Origin of the sequence: Hymenobacter sp. BT559, assembly GCF_017571525.1 — a bacterium.
GTDB classification, from domain to species: Bacteria; Bacteroidota; Bacteroidia; order Cytophagales; family Hymenobacteraceae; genus Hymenobacter; species Hymenobacter ginsengisoli.
Map to the genome: position 1 here is coordinate 49,226 of NZ_JAGETY010000020.1, position 14,656 is coordinate 63,881.

At 61.3% G+C, this 14,656-nt stretch carries 15 protein-coding genes; 14 read left to right on the forward strand and 1 reads right to left on the reverse strand.

What is annotated here, in order from left to right; all coding sequences use genetic code 11:
* Window positions 1–27: 27 nt before the first annotated feature.
* From J4D99_RS20440 to J4D99_RS20465, 6 genes are all read left to right on the forward strand, one after another.
* Window positions 28–789, forward strand: coding sequence for a LytTR family transcriptional regulator DNA-binding domain-containing protein (locus J4D99_RS20440; protein ID WP_208133606.1), 762 nt, complete (start codon window positions 28–30; stop codon window positions 787–789).
* A 143-nt stretch (window positions 790–932) separates the two neighbouring features.
* A complete protein-coding gene (locus tag J4D99_RS20445) occupies window positions 933–1,985 on the forward strand; it encodes a sensor histidine kinase (protein ID WP_208133607.1) in 1,053 nt (350 codons plus the stop codon).
* Between the two features lie 14 nt (window positions 1,986–1,999).
* Entirely contained in the window at window positions 2,000–2,785 is a 786-nt protein-coding gene (locus tag J4D99_RS20450) for a LytR/AlgR family response regulator transcription factor (RefSeq protein ID WP_208133608.1), read from the forward strand.
* A 180-nt stretch (window positions 2,786–2,965) separates the two neighbouring features.
* Window positions 2,966–3,613: an RNA polymerase sigma factor gene (locus J4D99_RS20455; protein WP_208133609.1), complete on the forward strand. Its 648-nt coding sequence runs from the start codon at window positions 2,966–2,968 to the stop codon at window positions 3,611–3,613.
* 122 nt (window positions 3,614–3,735) lie between these two features.
* Entirely contained in the window at window positions 3,736–5,283 is a 1,548-nt protein-coding gene (locus J4D99_RS20460) for a c-type cytochrome (RefSeq protein WP_236018772.1), read from the forward strand.
* A 108-nt stretch (window positions 5,284–5,391) separates the two neighbouring features.
* Window positions 5,392–6,252, forward strand: a complete 861-nt coding sequence (locus tag J4D99_RS20465) for an alpha/beta fold hydrolase (RefSeq protein ID WP_208133610.1) — start codon at window positions 5,392–5,394, stop codon at window positions 6,250–6,252.
* A 109-nt stretch (window positions 6,253–6,361) separates the two neighbouring features.
* On the opposite strand, the gene J4D99_RS20470 is transcribed toward J4D99_RS20465, so the two are convergent.
* On the reverse strand, window positions 6,362–7,366 hold the full coding sequence (locus J4D99_RS20470; RefSeq protein ID WP_309509642.1) for an alpha/beta fold hydrolase: 1,005 nt from the start codon (window positions 7,364–7,366) through the stop codon (window positions 6,362–6,364).
* 273 nt (window positions 7,367–7,639) lie between these two features.
* Here J4D99_RS20470 and J4D99_RS20475 point away from each other — a divergent pair, with 273 nt between their 5' ends.
* Genes J4D99_RS20475 through J4D99_RS20510 form a run of 8 tightly spaced genes read left to right on the forward strand, consistent with a single transcriptional unit; the run spans window position 7,640 to window position 14,644 of the window.
* Window positions 7,640–8,419: a hypothetical protein gene (locus J4D99_RS20475; protein WP_208133611.1), complete on the forward strand. Its 780-nt coding sequence runs from the start codon at window positions 7,640–7,642 to the stop codon at window positions 8,417–8,419.
* A 51-nt stretch (window positions 8,420–8,470) separates the two neighbouring features.
* Entirely contained in the window at window positions 8,471–8,788 is a 318-nt protein-coding gene (locus J4D99_RS20480) for a DUF4134 domain-containing protein (RefSeq protein ID WP_208133612.1), read from the forward strand.
* 10 nt (window positions 8,789–8,798) lie between these two features.
* A complete protein-coding gene (locus J4D99_RS20485; RefSeq protein WP_208133613.1) occupies window positions 8,799–9,131 on the forward strand; it encodes a DUF4133 domain-containing protein in 333 nt (110 codons plus the stop codon).
* 27 nt (window positions 9,132–9,158) lie between these two features.
* Window positions 9,159–11,645: a TraG family conjugative transposon ATPase gene (locus J4D99_RS20490; protein ID WP_208133614.1), complete on the forward strand. Its 2,487-nt coding sequence runs from the start codon at window positions 9,159–9,161 to the stop codon at window positions 11,643–11,645.
* Window positions 11,646–11,675: 30 nt separating this feature from the next.
* On the forward strand, window positions 11,676–12,323 hold the full coding sequence (locus tag J4D99_RS20495; protein ID WP_208133615.1) for a hypothetical protein: 648 nt from the start codon (window positions 11,676–11,678) through the stop codon (window positions 12,321–12,323).
* Between the two features lie 31 nt (window positions 12,324–12,354).
* On the forward strand, window positions 12,355–13,002 hold the full coding sequence (locus J4D99_RS20500; RefSeq protein WP_208133616.1) for a hypothetical protein: 648 nt from the start codon (window positions 12,355–12,357) through the stop codon (window positions 13,000–13,002).
* 44 nt (window positions 13,003–13,046) lie between these two features.
* Window positions 13,047–13,487 (forward strand): hypothetical protein, encoded by a 441-nt coding sequence (locus tag J4D99_RS20505; protein ID WP_208133617.1) that lies wholly within the window; start codon window positions 13,047–13,049, stop codon window positions 13,485–13,487.
* Window positions 13,488–13,531: 44 nt separating this feature from the next.
* Window positions 13,532–14,644 carry a TraJ family protein gene (locus tag J4D99_RS20510; protein ID WP_208133618.1) on the forward strand — a complete coding sequence of 371 codons (1,113 nt, stop codon included), beginning with the start codon at window positions 13,532–13,534 and terminating at the stop codon, window positions 14,642–14,644.
* Window positions 14,645–14,656 lie beyond the last annotated feature (12 nt).

A 14,656-nucleotide genomic window follows, 5' to 3' on the forward strand; every position in this document is an offset into this window, starting at 1 on the left:
CGCCCGGCGCGTCCCTTATCCCACCCTATGGCTACCATTCTCCTTGTTGAAGACGAATTGCTGATTGCCGCTGAGATAGAACGCACGCTGGTTCGACTGGGGCACACCCCGCTCGAACCCGTCGACAACAGCGATGACGCCCTGCGCGTGCTGGCCACGCAGCCCGTGGAGCTGGTGCTGATGGACATCAACATTGCCGGCGACTGCGACGGCATCGCGGCCGCCCTGCTCATTCGCCGGCAGTTCGCGGTGCCGGTGGTCTTTCTCACGGCCCGCTCCGACGCGGACACCCTGAACCGCGCCAAGCTGGCCCAGCCCTACGGCTACCTGGTCAAGCCCTTCACCGATGACTCCCTGCGGGTGCAGGTCGAGCTGGCCCTCTACAACGCCTACCAGGCTGGGCCCACCGGCCTCATTGCCGACACCGCAAATGCCGGCACGCAGGTGCTGGGGCCGGCCGAGCACTGCCCCAAGTTCAAGGACTCCCTGTTTGTGCGCAAGGGCTCGGGCCACGTCAAGGTGCTGCTAGCCGACATTCTCTATTTCGAGGCCCTGCAGAACTACGTCCGCATGCACACGGTGAGGGAGAATTTCGTGTTCGACTCCACGATGAAGGAGCTGGAGCAGAAGCTGCCCGACCAGTTTTTCAAGACCCACCGCTCTCACATCGTGAATCTGGACCACGTGCAGGCCTACGAGGAGAGCAGTGTGCTCTTGGGTAAGGAGTACGTGCCGGTGAGCCGCTCGTGCAAGGATGAGCTTAAAAACCGCATTCATCTGGTGGGGTAAGCGAAAGCACGCCGTTTTGCCGGAAAGCATTGCTACCTGGCCAGCTCACTACCTGCCAGCGGATGGAATGGTTATGATGAAACTCGAATTTTCAACTTCGGCGGGGAGTCGTTCGTTTAACCGAGCAGCACTTGGCTTCGTCTATGGTTCTCCTAAATCGCATTACCTGGTTTCGCATCGCGGCGGCGTGGGGACTGTTTACGCTCTTTATGCTGGTGCTGGCATATGCGCAGGCCCTCACGGGAACGGCTCCCCTTGTCTGGCGCACGCTGCTGCTGGCCCCCCTGATTTATGGCCTCATTGGCACGCTGCTCACGCCGCTGGTTTTCGGGCTGGCCGCGCGCTTCGACTTAACGGCCGGCCGTTCCCGCTGGCTGCCCTACCTGCTGGTGCACGCGGTGGCCAGTGTGGGCATTACCATTGCTTACCGGGCCCTGTTTCTGGGGATGCTATACTTGGTGGGCATTTCTTCGGCCCCCGTTTCGTGGGCGGCGGTATTATCGACGGTAAACTTTTGGGTTCCCATCTATTGGATGGTGCTGTTCGTGGCCTACGCCCTCGATTACCACGACAAATGGCAGCGGCGCAACCTGGAAGCCGCTCACTTACAGGTACAGCTGGTGCAGGCCCAATTGCAGGCGCTGAAGCAGCAGCTCAACCCGCACTTTCTCTTCAACACCCTCAACGCCATTGCCACGCTCATTGGCGACGAGCCCAGAAAGGCGCAAAGCGTGACGGCCAAGCTTGGCGAATTCCTACGCATGGTACTCGACCACGCCGATGCGCAGCAGGTACCGCTGGCCCAGGAAATGCACTTTTTGCAGCTCTACCTGGAAATGGAGCAGGTGCGGTTTTCCGACCGGCTGGCCGTGACCTTCGAAGTGGCCCCGACGGCGCTGCCGGCTATAGTGCCGCACCTGCTGCTCCAGCCGCTGGTTGAAAATGCCGTCCGGCACGGCCTGAGCGCGACGGGAATGGGCACCATCCACATTCAGGCCGACCGGCAGGGCGAGGACCTAGTGCTGGAAGTACGGGATTCCGGCCCCGGCCCCAAGCCGGATGGCCCGCGTGGTGTGGGCCTGGCCAATACTGAGCAGCGCCTACGGGCGCTCTATGGGGAGCGGTACGTGCTGACCCTGGGTCCGGCCCCCGGCCAGGGTACGGTGGTCCACATTGAGCTACCTTTTACACTTTAACGCTCCGGCTGACCATGGACACCATCCGCACCGTGATTGTCGACGATGAGCCCCTGGCGCGCCGGCGCATTCGTCAGTTGCTGGCCGACACGTCCGGCTTTGTGGTGGAGGGCGAATGCACCAATGGGGCCGAGGCAGTGGCGGCGTTGTCCGGGGACGCCGCCCTTGACTTGGTGTTTCTGGACGTGCAGATGCCGGATTTTAGCGGCCTTCAGGTCTTGCAGCAACTGTCTGCCTTCGCGCTGCCGCTGGTGGTTTTTGTCACCGCCTATGACCGCTACATGCTGCAGGCCTTTGAGGCGCACGCCGTCGATTACCTGCTCAAGCCGCTGGACCCGGACCGGTTCAGTCGCTGCCTGGCGCACCTGCGGCACCGCATCCGCCAGCAGCGGGCTGGCACGGTGCCCCCGCCGTGGGAGGCCCTGCTGCGCACGCTGCCACCGGCCCCTGCTGCCACAGCATTTCCAACGCAGCTGCTTATCAAGCAGCCGGGCCGCTTGCACTTCGTGCCCGTGGCCCAGGTGCAGTACCTGGAAGCAACCGGCAACTACGTCACCGTCCACGCGCAGAGCGAACCGCATCAGCTACGCTCCACCTTGAGCCAGCTGGAGCGGCAGCTGGACCCGGCCTTGTTCCTTCGCATCCACCGCTCCCTGATTGTCAACACCCAGTACATCAAAGAACTGCGCCCCTGGACGCACGGCGAATACTTGCTCACCCTGCACAATGGCACGCACCTGACCTCCTCGCGCAGCTGCAACGAGAGCATTCAACAGTTTCTGAAGCAGTTCGCTTCCTAAGGTTTGGGGACGTTAGGCCCCGCAGGTTCGGACATGGGCAGTCTGTCCCGGGTAAAGGCCATTCCGTCCCAGCCCGGCTGATGTAAGGGCCCAATATGCGTATGCCGGGGGAAACATTCCGTAGTACGGACAAAAGGATTCGACGAATCATGTCCTGGTCATCTGCCCTACGGCCTTGCCATGCCAGTTGCTACCACTATTCAGTCCGCCATCCCTCTGGCAGATGCCCCCAGGCAGTGGGCACCTTCCGGCGAGCCATTGCTCACCATTACACCGCCTCACCCGGTTTTCCTGGCGGGCGAGGACCGGGAAGCCGCCCTTATCGCGCAGTTAATTGCCCGCGACGAACGGGCCTTGCGCATGCTCTACGACCGATACGCCAACAACCTGCTGACGGTAATCCTGCGCGTGGTCCACGACAAAGCCTTGGCCCAGGACATTTTGCAGGAAAGCTTGCTCAAAGTCTGGCTCAGCATTGCTAGCTACGACGCCTCGCGGGGCCGCCTCTTCACCTGGATGATGCGCGTGTGCTGCAACCAGGCCATTGACGCGATGCGCAGTCCCCGGCATCGCTTCAACTCCGCTACCCAATCGCTCGATGTGACCGAGGTGCAGCGGACCCCGGCCGCGACCAGCTTCAACCCCGAGCACATCGGCCTGCGCGAGCTGCTGCTGCACCTCAAGCCCCGGCAGCGCGAGGTCATTAACCTGCTGTATTTCGGCGGCTGTACCCAGGTAGAAGCAGCCGAGCAGTTGGGCATTCCCCTGGCTACCGTGAAAACCCGCGCCCGCGCCGCCCTGCTGGTGCTGAGCCGGTTTTCCAATTAAGCACCTGTGTTCTAAATGAATACTTCAAATCGTACGCTCTTGACATTTTCTTCTAACCCATAACGCCTTTCTCGATGGCCCATTTTCATCATTTCCGAGTGCCCGCGCTGCTTGTTTCCGGCTTGGCGGTCGTAGCTGCCGCCTGCCAGGGCGGGGGCACAACCCAGACAAATACCGAGGCAGCCACGTCCCAACCGGCCGATACCACGCAGGCCGGGGCTCCTTCTACGACTTTGCAGGTGGGCAATATTGAGCGGGGGCGCGAGGTATTTCGCCACGAAACCTTCGGAGATGAAGGCTTCTGGACCGACGCCGCCCGCATGCCCCAGGGCATGAAAGCGGCCCGGCTGACGGTGCTCGACGCCCTAAAAGCCGGCGTCAACTTCGACGTGGAGGCCATGCCGGCCGACTTGAGAGCGGCCCTGGCCAGTGAGGTGAAAACGGACCACTCGCCCGCGAAGGCACCCAAGCTCAATGACCCGGCCACCCTCGATGCGCTGGTGAAGGCCAACGCCGTCATTGGCATGGTGCCCAAAGGCGCGAAGGTAGGGGTCACCTGCGCCTTGTGCCACACCATTACCGACAAGTCAATGTACGAGCTGACGGGCCAAGGCACCATTGGCAAGCGCATCGATGGGCCGACGCAGCACGCCCTCAACGTGGGCAAGCTGCTGGCGACCTGCGACAACACGCGGGCCTTCTTCACCACTGCGCAGCTGCAGATGCCCAATGGCAGCACCATCGGCCGGGCCGCTAAGGGCCTGACGGCCAAATCAACGGAGGCTGAGTTTGACGCCTACTTCAGCAACCCGAAGTACTATCCCATCGGCTCGTTTGACGACTCCCCGGACGGGGTTGGCAACCCGATTCACATCACGCCCTTTTTCCGGCAGGATTTGGCCTCGCCCTACGGCTCGTCGGGCCAGAACAGCGACCTGAACGACTTCAACAACACGGTGTACACGGCCCTGTTCGACCAAAGTAACCTGCTTTCGGATGGCGGCCGGCAGTTCATTCACACGCTGGGAGCCGCCGCCGGCGACTCTATGCTGGCAGGCTATACCAAGGTGCTGGCCGCCACAGGCGTCACGGGCTACCCCTACGTCACGGCCGCGCTCAAAGGCAAGCCCGGCGAGCCGCCCACGCCCACCGGCAAGCGGGTGGAGGAGCAAAAGCTGCGCGACCTGCAAGCCTACGTCAACAGCCTGCAGGCCCCGAAGGGCGTGGTGACCAGTGCCGCGCTGGTGGCCAGCGGCCGGGCGCTGTTCGTGGCGCAGAACTGCACCTCGTGCCACAACACCAACCAGGGCGCGGCCGTGCAGTCGAAGCTGGTGGCGATGAACGTTATCTGGCCCGGCTACGCGCCCAAAGTCATTGCCCAGCGCAAGGCCCCACTGACGCCCATTCAGAACGCGCCCGGCACCTTCGACGACAAGATGGTGGTGGTGGATGCCAGCCCTGGCGGCGGCCCGCGCGGCAACGCGCTGCCCCTGCTGCTGGACCTGGCCCGCAAGCCGGTTTTCCTGCACGATGACTCGGTGCACAGTCTCGACGAGCTGCTCAATCCCAAACGCGGCAAAACGGCCCCGCATCCTTTCTACGTCGTCACGCCTTCCCAACGCACCGAGCTGGTGGCGTATTTGAAAAGTCTGGACACCGACAGCAAGTAGGGTGGCGGCTGCCAGTAGGGTGCTGCGCAGGGCTTTGCCGCTACCCGCCTCAAAGCAGCCTTTCAATCAGTCAATCCATTTACCATCTTTCACCCTTTTCCCAATCCCATGAGCTACATCAAAGCCGGCCAGGATGCCAACGGCGAAGACATCAAACTGCATTACACCGACCAGGGCCAGGGGGCCGTGGCGGTGCTCATCCACGGCTGGCCCCAGAGCCACGAGGCCTGGACCTACCAGTTGGGCGAGCTGCCCAAGCACGGCCTGCGCGTGGTGGCCTACACCCGCCGTGGCTTCGGTAACTCGTCCAAGCCCTTCGAAGGCTACGACTACGACACGCTGGCCGACGACCTGAAGGCCGTGCTCGACACGCTCAACCTGCAGAACGTGACGCTGGTGGGCTTTTCGATGGGCGGCGAAGTGGCCCGCTACATGAGCCGCCACGGTGGGGCCCGCGTGGCCAAAGTCGCCTTCGTGTCGTCAGTGACGCCATATTTGCTCAAAACCGACGACAACCCCGACGGCGTGGACAAGTCCACCTTCGACGACATCCAGGAGAACATCGCCAAGGACCGGTTCGGCTTCCTGCAAACCTTCGGCAAGCAGTTCTACGGCGACGGCCCGCTGAGCAACCCCGTGAGCCAGGCCGTGCTGGACTGGTCGTTCGGCATGGCGGCGCTGGGCTCGCACCAGGCCACGGTGGCCTGTGGCCACGCTTTTGCTGAAACCGATTTCCGCCCGGACCTCGCCGGCATCAAAGTACCCGCCCTGGTCATCCACGGGGCCGACGACAAGACGGTGCCCATAAAAAACAGCGCCGACCGCATGAGCCAGCACCTTCCCCACGCCACCTACATCACCTACGACGGTGCCCCGCACGGCCTCTTCATCACTGAAAAGGACAAGCTCAACCATGACCTGATTGCCTTTGCTACCGGCGCGGACGTGCGCGCCGGCCAGAATAGCTAAGCGGATGCTCAATCTCGAAAAGCCCCGGTCCTGCGAAGGAGCCGGGGCTTTTTTGTGGAGTAGCGGGAGCCGCCAACTTGCTGGCGTCCGCTTACTCCCAGGGCGACCGTTACGGTTTTCGCCGCGCCGACAACAGCCAGAGGCCCCCGGCCAGCAGCACCAGCGCGGCCCCCACGATAGCGGCCTGGGGCAAGGCCGGTGCCGTCTTTTCTGATTTTTCTGATGTTACTCCGGTAATGGCGGCATCGGTAAAGGCCTCACGGCTGGTGACGGCCAGAATCAGGCGCGCGGCTTCTGCGGGCTGGTCCCACTGCGGAAAGTGGCCGCAGTGCTCGAACCAATAGAGGCGCGCATCCGGGAATTTTTCTAGCGCCAGGGCCGACTGGGGGGGCAGGCACACCCGGTCCTGCCGGCCCCAGCCAATGACCAGGGGCTCGGGGATGCTGGCCTTGGGGGAGGGACGCTGCACTTCGCCGTGCGCCAGCTGGTCGAGCAGCTCGTCGAAGGCGGGCGAGTGGGCGAAGCTGTACATCTCGTCACGGGCCACCTGCGCGTCCACAGCCCACGGTCGGGCCGAAAACTGCGGCAGCAGCACGGTGCGCCCCACGGTCGAACCGGCCAGCATGGGCATCACCGGCTGCAGGGCCGTCACCAGCTTCTTGGACAGGGACACCGAATGGTAGAAAAACGGCACTTGCCAGCCCTGCCAGAACCCGCCCGGGTCCAGCGACACCACCGCGCCGAGCACGCCGCCGCGCCGGGCCAGCTCCAGCACCAGCCGCGCGCCCATGGAACTACCCACGGCATCGATGCCGAGCAGGTCGTGTTGGGCCAGAAAGTCCGTCACCGCATCGGCCAGGGTGCCGATGGAATGGAGGCCGGCCAGCTTCGGGGTGTCCCCGTGGCCGGGCAAGTCCACGGCAATGACGTCACGCTCGGCCGCCAGCGTGTCGAGGATGGTGTTCCAGGACCGCCAGCTGCCGCCGATGCCGTGAACCAGTAATAAGGGGCGGCCGGTGCCGCGGCGAACGAAGTGCAGGTCCATTAAAGAAGGGAAAAGTGTAACACCTAAACGTAAGGGCGCAATAAATAGCTCACCATATCGGCCCGGCACGTTGGTTCCGCCTGATGTTCACGCAAGCGGTAGTTTTCTCAATATTTCAAGTTTGAAAGCTGTGCCGTTCGTGTATTGGGGCTGCACCTCACCATCGAATTCTAGCCATTCGTCAACTTTCTACCCAAGCGGTTTATAGCCCGGATAGGTTTGTAGCGTCAAATCACGGTTTGGCAAGCTCACGCCCAGGCCGGTCGGCCCGGGGTGCCACGCTATTTCCCCGCGATGCTCAGTGCCTATTCCTGGGGCCAGTTTGGCCTTTTCGTTTTGGCTGTGGTTCTTCTCTACTACCTGGTGGTAGGCCTGCTCTACTACCGGGTGGAACTTACGGCCCTGCTGACGCCGGGCAAAAAGATGGCCGGCACCCAGCTCGCCGGCGTGAGCGGCAAGGCGCTGGCCCCTCCCTCACTGGTGCGCCCTACCTCGGCTTTTGTCAAGGCCACGCCAGCAGCCCCGGAAGTCTGGGAAGAAGCCGATGACACGGAACGTCCCGTAGCTGGGGCCACCCAAAACGTGCCAGCCGCCGCCGAGCCGCTGGTCAGCGGGGCGCTGCCCGATTCCACTGGCACGGCCACTGGCCACGACGAAAGCAGCAGCGACACCGCGCCAAAGGAGGCTACGGCCGCCGCCGGCGACGAGGCGCAGGCGCAGGACGAAAACCGCATTGAAGAAGCCGACCAGGCCGATGAGCACCTGGCGGCCCTGGTCCGGCGCGAAGCCCATAACCTGGCCCCGGATTCTGTGGCGGCGGATACGGCAGTTGACGGGGTTCTGGAGCCCGAAACCGTGCAGCTGCCCCTGGTAGTGGAGGGCTACGAGCCGCTGGCCACGTTCGAGGAGCCGGTGGCTTCGCGGCTGGACATCACCCCCGTAGACCCGCCCCGGCTGGTGGCCGCTGCTTCGGTTGCCGAATACCTGACCCTGCTGCAAGCCGGCCAGCAGCCCGCGACGCCGGTCGAGCTGGCCGGCACCAGCCTGGCCGAGCAAATGGCCCGGCAGCTGGCTCTCAACCACGCCGAGCTGGATGACCTCTTCGGCCCCGAAGATGAGTAGCGCGGCCTTCTTCCTCCCTAATCATTGATTTCAGACTCCTTTTCCCTTGCCATGACTAAGAAACCTTTCATTACCTCGCTGGCCCTCGTGGTCCTGCTATTCAGTTCGCAGCTGCTCTACGCCCAGACCGGGGGTGGCAACGGCACGGCCGGCATCCAGGATGCTACCACCCAGGTCACCAGCTACTTCGACCCGCTGACCAAGCTCATGTACGCCATCGGCGCGGTGCTGGGCCTGGTGGGGGCCATCAAGGTCTACGGCAAGTGGAACGCCGGAGACCAGGACACCCAGAAAACGGCCGTCTCGTGGTTTGGCTCGATGATTTTCCTGGTCATCGTGGCCACGGTGGTGCGCTCGTTCTTTCTCTAAGCCGCCACCCATGCCCATCTACGACCTCAATCGCGGCATCAACAAGCCCGTCGAATTCAAGGGGCTGGTGGGCAGCAACATCTACTTCCTGGCCGCCGGCATTGGGCTGGTGTTTGCCCTGTTCGTGACCTGCTACCTGCTGGGCCTGCCGCTGGTGCTCACGGTGCTACTCACCTTCCTGGCCGGGGGCGGCATGTGGGCCGGGGTGTTCGCCCTGAACCGCCGGTATGGCGAGCATGGGCTGATGAAAGCCGCCGCCCGGCGCTCCTCGCCCAGGTACATCACCAACCGGCACAGCCGCTTATTCCAACGCCTCAACGAGGACCAGACCAGCCGCGCCTAGCGGCTGGCTAGGGTGCTTTCTCCGCTTATGAGCAATAAGGTTCTGCCCTCCGTATCCCTGGAATCCAAGCAGCCCATCTACAAGGTGGAGAAGGATTGCCTCATCTCGAAGAATGCGGACGTAACGGTAGCGTTTCGGCTGGATTTGCCCGAAATCTTCACCCTCTCGCGAGAGGACTACGCCCAGCTGCAGGCCGCCTTCGTGAAGGCCGTGCGCCTGCTGCCCGACCACTGCGTGGTGCACAAGCAGGACTGGTACGTGGAGGATAAATACGCCCCCGGCTTCGAGGCCGAGCGTACGCTGCTCTCGTCGGCCTACGAGCGCCACTTCAATGAGCGGCCGTTCCTGAACCACTTCTGCTACCTCTACCTCACCAAAACCTCGTCGGAGCGGCCCAACTGGGGCAGCACCTCGGGGCTGCTGGCCCGGCGCAACATCGTGCCCAAGGACATGCTCGACACGAAAGTGCTGGAGAGCTTTTTCGACAACGTGGGCCAGTTCGTGCGCACGCTGGAAGGGGTGGGGCCCACCAACGCTCCCTACATCCGCTCGCACCGGCTTACCTCGGATGAGTTGGCCGGCACGGCCGAAAAAGCCGGGCTGCTGGAAAAGTACCTGGCGCTGGACCTGTCCGACCAGGCCCTGCAAGTAGACCTGGATTTGACGGAAGGGCTGAAAGTGGGGGCGGAGTTCTGCCAGATGTTCTCGGTGGCCAACCTCGATGACTTGCCCACCTCGGTGGAAACCGACATTCGCTACGAGCAATACAGCACCGAGTATTCCGACTTCCCCATTTCGTTTGCCGCCCCGCTGGGTTTGTTGCTGGGGGCCAACCACATTCTGAACCAGTATGTGTTTCTGGATAACACCACCAAAACGGTCAAAACCTTCGAGCAGAAGAAGGACCGGCTCAACTCGCTCTCGCTCTACTCGCGGCAGAACGCCATCAACTTCGAGTACTACAATGCCTTTCTCAATGAGCTCATTGCCCACAAGCGCCGCCCGGTGCGGGTGCACTGCAACGTGCTCACCTGGGCCCGCCACGAGGAAGAGCTGACCGAGGTGCGCAAGCTGGTCAACGCGGCCTTCAACGCCATGAACTGCAAGCCGCGGCAGAATACGGTGGACATTGCCGCGCTCTACTGGGGCGGCATTCCGGGCAACGCCGGCGACTTTCCCTCGGAAGAAACCTTCTACACCTTCATCGAGCAGGCCGTCTGCTTCTGGGCCTGCGAAACCAACTACCGCAGCACCGGGGCCACCAAGGGCATCAAGCTCTCCGACCGCCTCACCGGCATGCCCGTGTTGGTTGACATTTCGGACGAGCCAATGAAGAAGCAAATCATCTTCAACCGCAACAAGTTCGTGCTCGGGCCTTCGGGCTCGGGCAAGTCGTTTTTCACCAACCACATGGTGCGCCAGTACTACGAGCAGGGCGCGCACGTGCTGCTGGTGGACACCGGCAACTCCTACAAGGGGCTGTGCGAGCTGGTAGGCGGGGTGTATTTCACCTACGAGGAGGACGACCCGATTGCCTTCAACCCCTTCCTGATTTCGGGCAAGCTGGACGTGGAGAAGAAGGAATCCATCAAAACGCTGCTGCAGGCGCTCTGGAAAAAGGACGACGAAAGCGTAAGCCAGTCGGAGTACGTGTCGCTCTCCACGGCCGTGAGCCTGTATTACGTGATGCTGGAAGCCAACGCGCTTATCCAGCCCAGCTTCAACACGTTCTACGAGTTTGTTAAAGGACCTTATCGTAAGATTCTGGAGGAGGAAAAGGTCCGCGAGAAGGATTTCGACATTGACAACTTCCTCTACGTGCTCAAGCCCTACTACCGGGGCGGCGAGTACGACTACCTGCTCAACTCCGAGAAAGAGCTGGACCTGGTGCAGGCTCCCTTCATCGTGTTCGAGCTGGATAACATCAAGGACCACCCCATCCTGTTTCCGGTGGTGACGCTCATCATCATGGAAACCTTTATCTCCAAGATGCGCAAGCTGAAAGGGGTGCGGAAGATGATTCTGATTGAAGAAGCCTGGAAGGCGCTGACCACGCCCGGGATGGCTGCCTACATCAAGTATCTCTTTAAGACGGTGCGCAAGTTCTTCGGCGAGGCCATCGTGGTAACGCAGGAAATCGACGACATCATCGGCAACGAGATTGTCAAGGATGCCATCATCAACAACTCGGACTGCAAGATTCTGCTCGACCAACGCAAGTTCATCAACCGCTTCGAGGAGATTCAGGCGCTGCTCTCGCTTACGCCCAAGGAAAAGGACTTGGTGCTGAGCATTAACCGCGACAACAAGGCCACCCGGGGCCGCTACACCGAGGTGTTCATCAGCCTGGGCGGGGTCGTATCGAAAGTGTACGCCATCGAGGTGTCCAAGGAAGAATACGTGACCTACACCACCGAGGAAACCGAGAAAGTGCGGCTGTTCGAGAAGCTCAAGCAAACGGGGGACATGCCCACAGCCATCAAGCTCTACGCCGCCGAGCTGCGCGAAGGGTAGGGGAGTTGAACTGAACCCAAGGGGAAAATCATGAAGAAGCGAATCACCTTACTAGGCTTAGCTACTCTTTGCCTCAGCACGTTAAAAGCTTCGGCGCAGCTCGTGGTTACGGCCCCGGTGCTGGAAGTGCAGTCGGGCGTGCAAACGGGCCTGCAGAATACCATGAAGGGACTTTCCTCGGCGGCCAACGTGCTGGTGAAGGCCGGCGTGAAGGAGCAGGAATTGACCAAGGTCTTTTCGGAAAAGAACCTGCAGCTGGCCAAAACCTGGTACGATGGGTTGCTGCAGGTCAACTCGGCAGTGCGCACCTACCGGCGGGTAGCATCCATTTTCGAGAAGCAGGGCCGCATCATTCAGACCTACTCGACGGCCATTGAAACGCTGCGCCAGTCGCCTTACGTGGCCCCGGAACAGCTTTCGGCCATGACGACGATTTACACCAAAATGCTGACCGAAAGCGCCAACACGCTCTCGGATTTGCAGACCATCGTGAGTCCGGCTATGCTCAAAATGACTGATGCCGACCGGATGCGCTTCATCGACAAGCTCGACGCGAAAATCACCGACCAGTTAGGCCTCATTAACTACTTCACCCAGCGCAACCTCGTGCAGCTGCACTTGGCCGAGCAGCAAGCGCAGGACGCGCAGGCCCTCAGTGCGCTAATAGGTGCCCGCTAACCTCTACTTCCACTTTCCCAGGCTATCTCCTATGAAATCAAGCACTCAACTTCTCGTCGTGGGCCTGGCCCTGCTGGCTGGCCCGGCTTACGCGCAACTGCCAGCGGTCATCTCGGCCCCGATTGCTGAGGACCAATCCCGCAAGCAGGTCGTGCACCAGGGCATTTCGACCACGCTGCTCGGGCAGGGCAAAGTGCTGGCGGGCGACATGACCAAGGTCAGCGGCCAGATTAAGGGCGTTATCGACAAGACCCAGGCCCTGCACGACCAGTGGTACAGCAGCCTGCTGCAAATCAGCGCCGGCGTGCGCAACTACCGCCGGGTTCGGGAAATCTACACCCACCAGAGCGAGATGATTAACCAGTTTTCGGCCATCATCCCAGAGCTTCGCACCAAGCAATTGTCGCCTGTCCAGCTCAGCGAAGCCTCGACAGTATGCCAGGGCATTCTTACGGAGAACATTGCCCTGATGGGTGAACTGGCCGGAGTGCTCAGCGCCAGCAAGGCGAAGATGACTGACCCGGAGCGCATCGAATTCATCGACAACATCGCCGACCGCATCAGCGAGCAGCACAACCTGATGAACTACTTCAGCAGCAAGTGCCGGGCCATCGCGCAGCAGCAGGCCCAGCAGGTGCAGGACCGCGAATCCATGCGCGCCTTTATGAGCGCTCGCTAGCGCAACTGTCCATTAATTCCCTCTCTTTCGACTCTCCTTTGAATATGAAATATGTCTTTATCCTATCGCTAGGACTCTTTTTAGAGAGCTGCAACTCCATCGAAACGCCAAGCACGAATGCGTCCGGCACGCCTAGAACCATGTTGTCAGTAGAATCCAACCCAGACCCACGGGTGGCCATTATTCGCCAACAGCACGAACAGCTCGTGGCTCAACAAAAGGACTACTCTAAGCAGCTAAACGCGCTCACCGGCTATGAGAAGCTGACCCCAGAACGGGTCAAAGAATCCGAAGAATACTTTGCTGACTACGTCCAGAAAAGCCAAGCCAATCTTACTGACTTGGACCAATTAGACGTGTCCAAGTCAAAGGACCCAGCACAAATTTCTCTGATTGGAGAATTGGCTGAAAAAGAGAAAAGCCTGCTAGAACGTGCTACAAAGCGGCTAGCCAATATTCATAATGAACACTACTTACCCAAATAGGCGATACTGTTCATTGCCTTTTCCATTTCGCATTTCTAACCCGCATGGACCCGACCTCAATTGACCTCAACATGGCCCTCTATGAGCAAAAGCTTGAGGGGATTTACACAGAGATGTTGACGTTTACCGCGCAATTTATCAACCTGGGCCGCGCCATTGGCGGAGTAGGAGCGCTGTTGTTCATCAGCAGCCGGGTATGGGGCCACACTGCCCGGGCCGAGCCCATTGACTTTTTTCCGCTGTTGCGGCCCTTTGCCATCGGGCTGGCCATTCTGCTGTTCGTACCACTCTGCTCGGGCCTGCGCGGCATCACGATGGCCGTTGCTCATGGCACGGATGCCATCCGCCTCGGGCAACTGGGGGAAGTGAACCGGCTGACGAGTGAGCGGGACCGACTAGCGGCCGACGCCAAAGCCAAGTCGGACATGGCCATTAATCAAAAATACGAGGACGAATTAGGCAGACTTGGGGCGCTGGACATTGGCCGCAAAGCCACTCTGGCCATGAATCAGGTGCAATACTCGGTTGGGCAAAACTTCCGGGAGTGGACCAAATCCATCCTGGAATTAGGGGCACTGGCCGCCAAGCTGGCTATTAGCCTGATTTCTACTTTCCTGCTCGTGCTTCTCAGCGTGGCCGGGCCGCTGGCTTTCGGCATTGCCATCATTCCCGGTTTTGGCGGCGGGCTGATGAAATGGTTCGGCTACTTCATCACGATTTCGCTGTGGGTGCCGGTGGCCAACATCTACGCGGCGGTATTGGCCCACGTGCAGGTTACCATGCTCAACAGCAACATCCAGCAGCTACAGGCCGGCGGCAGCGTGGAGTCGGCCGACATTGGCTACCTGTGCCTGCTGGTGCTGGCCATCGTGGGCTACCTGATGGTGCCCAAGGCAGCCGATATGCTCATCGAGGGCTCGGGCGTGGGCCGCGCCGCTACCTCCTTTATCACCACTAACACGGCGGGGGCAGCCGGCATCGCCGGGGCCACGGGAGGGGCGGGCCTGCGCACCGGAGCCGAGGGCTTGGGAGCTGCCGTCGGGGCGGGACAGGGCCTGGCTGGCATGGGCAGTAGCAGCAATGCCACGCGGGGCGAATCCTTCGGCCACCGGGCGGGCACGGCGGTGCGCGAGCGAATCAACCGCCTCCGCGGCTAGCCGAAGCCGCTC

Excerpts from the sequence above, each read along its gene's own strand:
- J4D99_RS20440 (WP_208133606.1), top strand. The coding sequence starts at position 28 with ATGGCTACCATTCTCCTTGTTGAAGACGAATTGCTGATTGCCGCTGAG.
- J4D99_RS20500 (WP_208133616.1), top strand. The coding sequence starts at position 12,355 with ATGAAATCAAGCACTCAACTTCTCGTCGTGGGCCTGGCCCTGCTGGCT.
- J4D99_RS20445 (WP_208133607.1), top strand. The coding sequence starts at position 933 with ATGGTTCTCCTAAATCGCATTACCTGGTTTCGCATCGCGGCGGCGTGG.
- J4D99_RS20480 (WP_208133612.1), top strand. The coding sequence starts at position 8,471 with ATGACTAAGAAACCTTTCATTACCTCGCTGGCCCTCGTGGTCCTGCTA.
- J4D99_RS20495 (WP_208133615.1), top strand. The coding sequence starts at position 11,676 with ATGAAGAAGCGAATCACCTTACTAGGCTTAGCTACTCTTTGCCTCAGC.
- J4D99_RS20485 (WP_208133613.1), top strand. The coding sequence starts at position 8,799 with ATGCCCATCTACGACCTCAATCGCGGCATCAACAAGCCCGTCGAATTC.
- J4D99_RS20455 (WP_208133609.1), top strand. The coding sequence starts at position 2,966 with ATGCCAGTTGCTACCACTATTCAGTCCGCCATCCCTCTGGCAGATGCC.
- J4D99_RS20510 (WP_208133618.1), top strand. The coding sequence starts at position 13,532 with ATGGACCCGACCTCAATTGACCTCAACATGGCCCTCTATGAGCAAAAG.
- J4D99_RS20490 (WP_208133614.1), top strand. The coding sequence starts at position 9,159 with ATGAGCAATAAGGTTCTGCCCTCCGTATCCCTGGAATCCAAGCAGCCC.
- J4D99_RS20450 (WP_208133608.1), top strand. The coding sequence starts at position 2,000 with ATGGACACCATCCGCACCGTGATTGTCGACGATGAGCCCCTGGCGCGC.
- J4D99_RS20465 (WP_208133610.1), top strand. The coding sequence starts at position 5,392 with ATGAGCTACATCAAAGCCGGCCAGGATGCCAACGGCGAAGACATCAAA.
- J4D99_RS20505 (WP_208133617.1), top strand. The coding sequence starts at position 13,047 with ATGAAATATGTCTTTATCCTATCGCTAGGACTCTTTTTAGAGAGCTGC.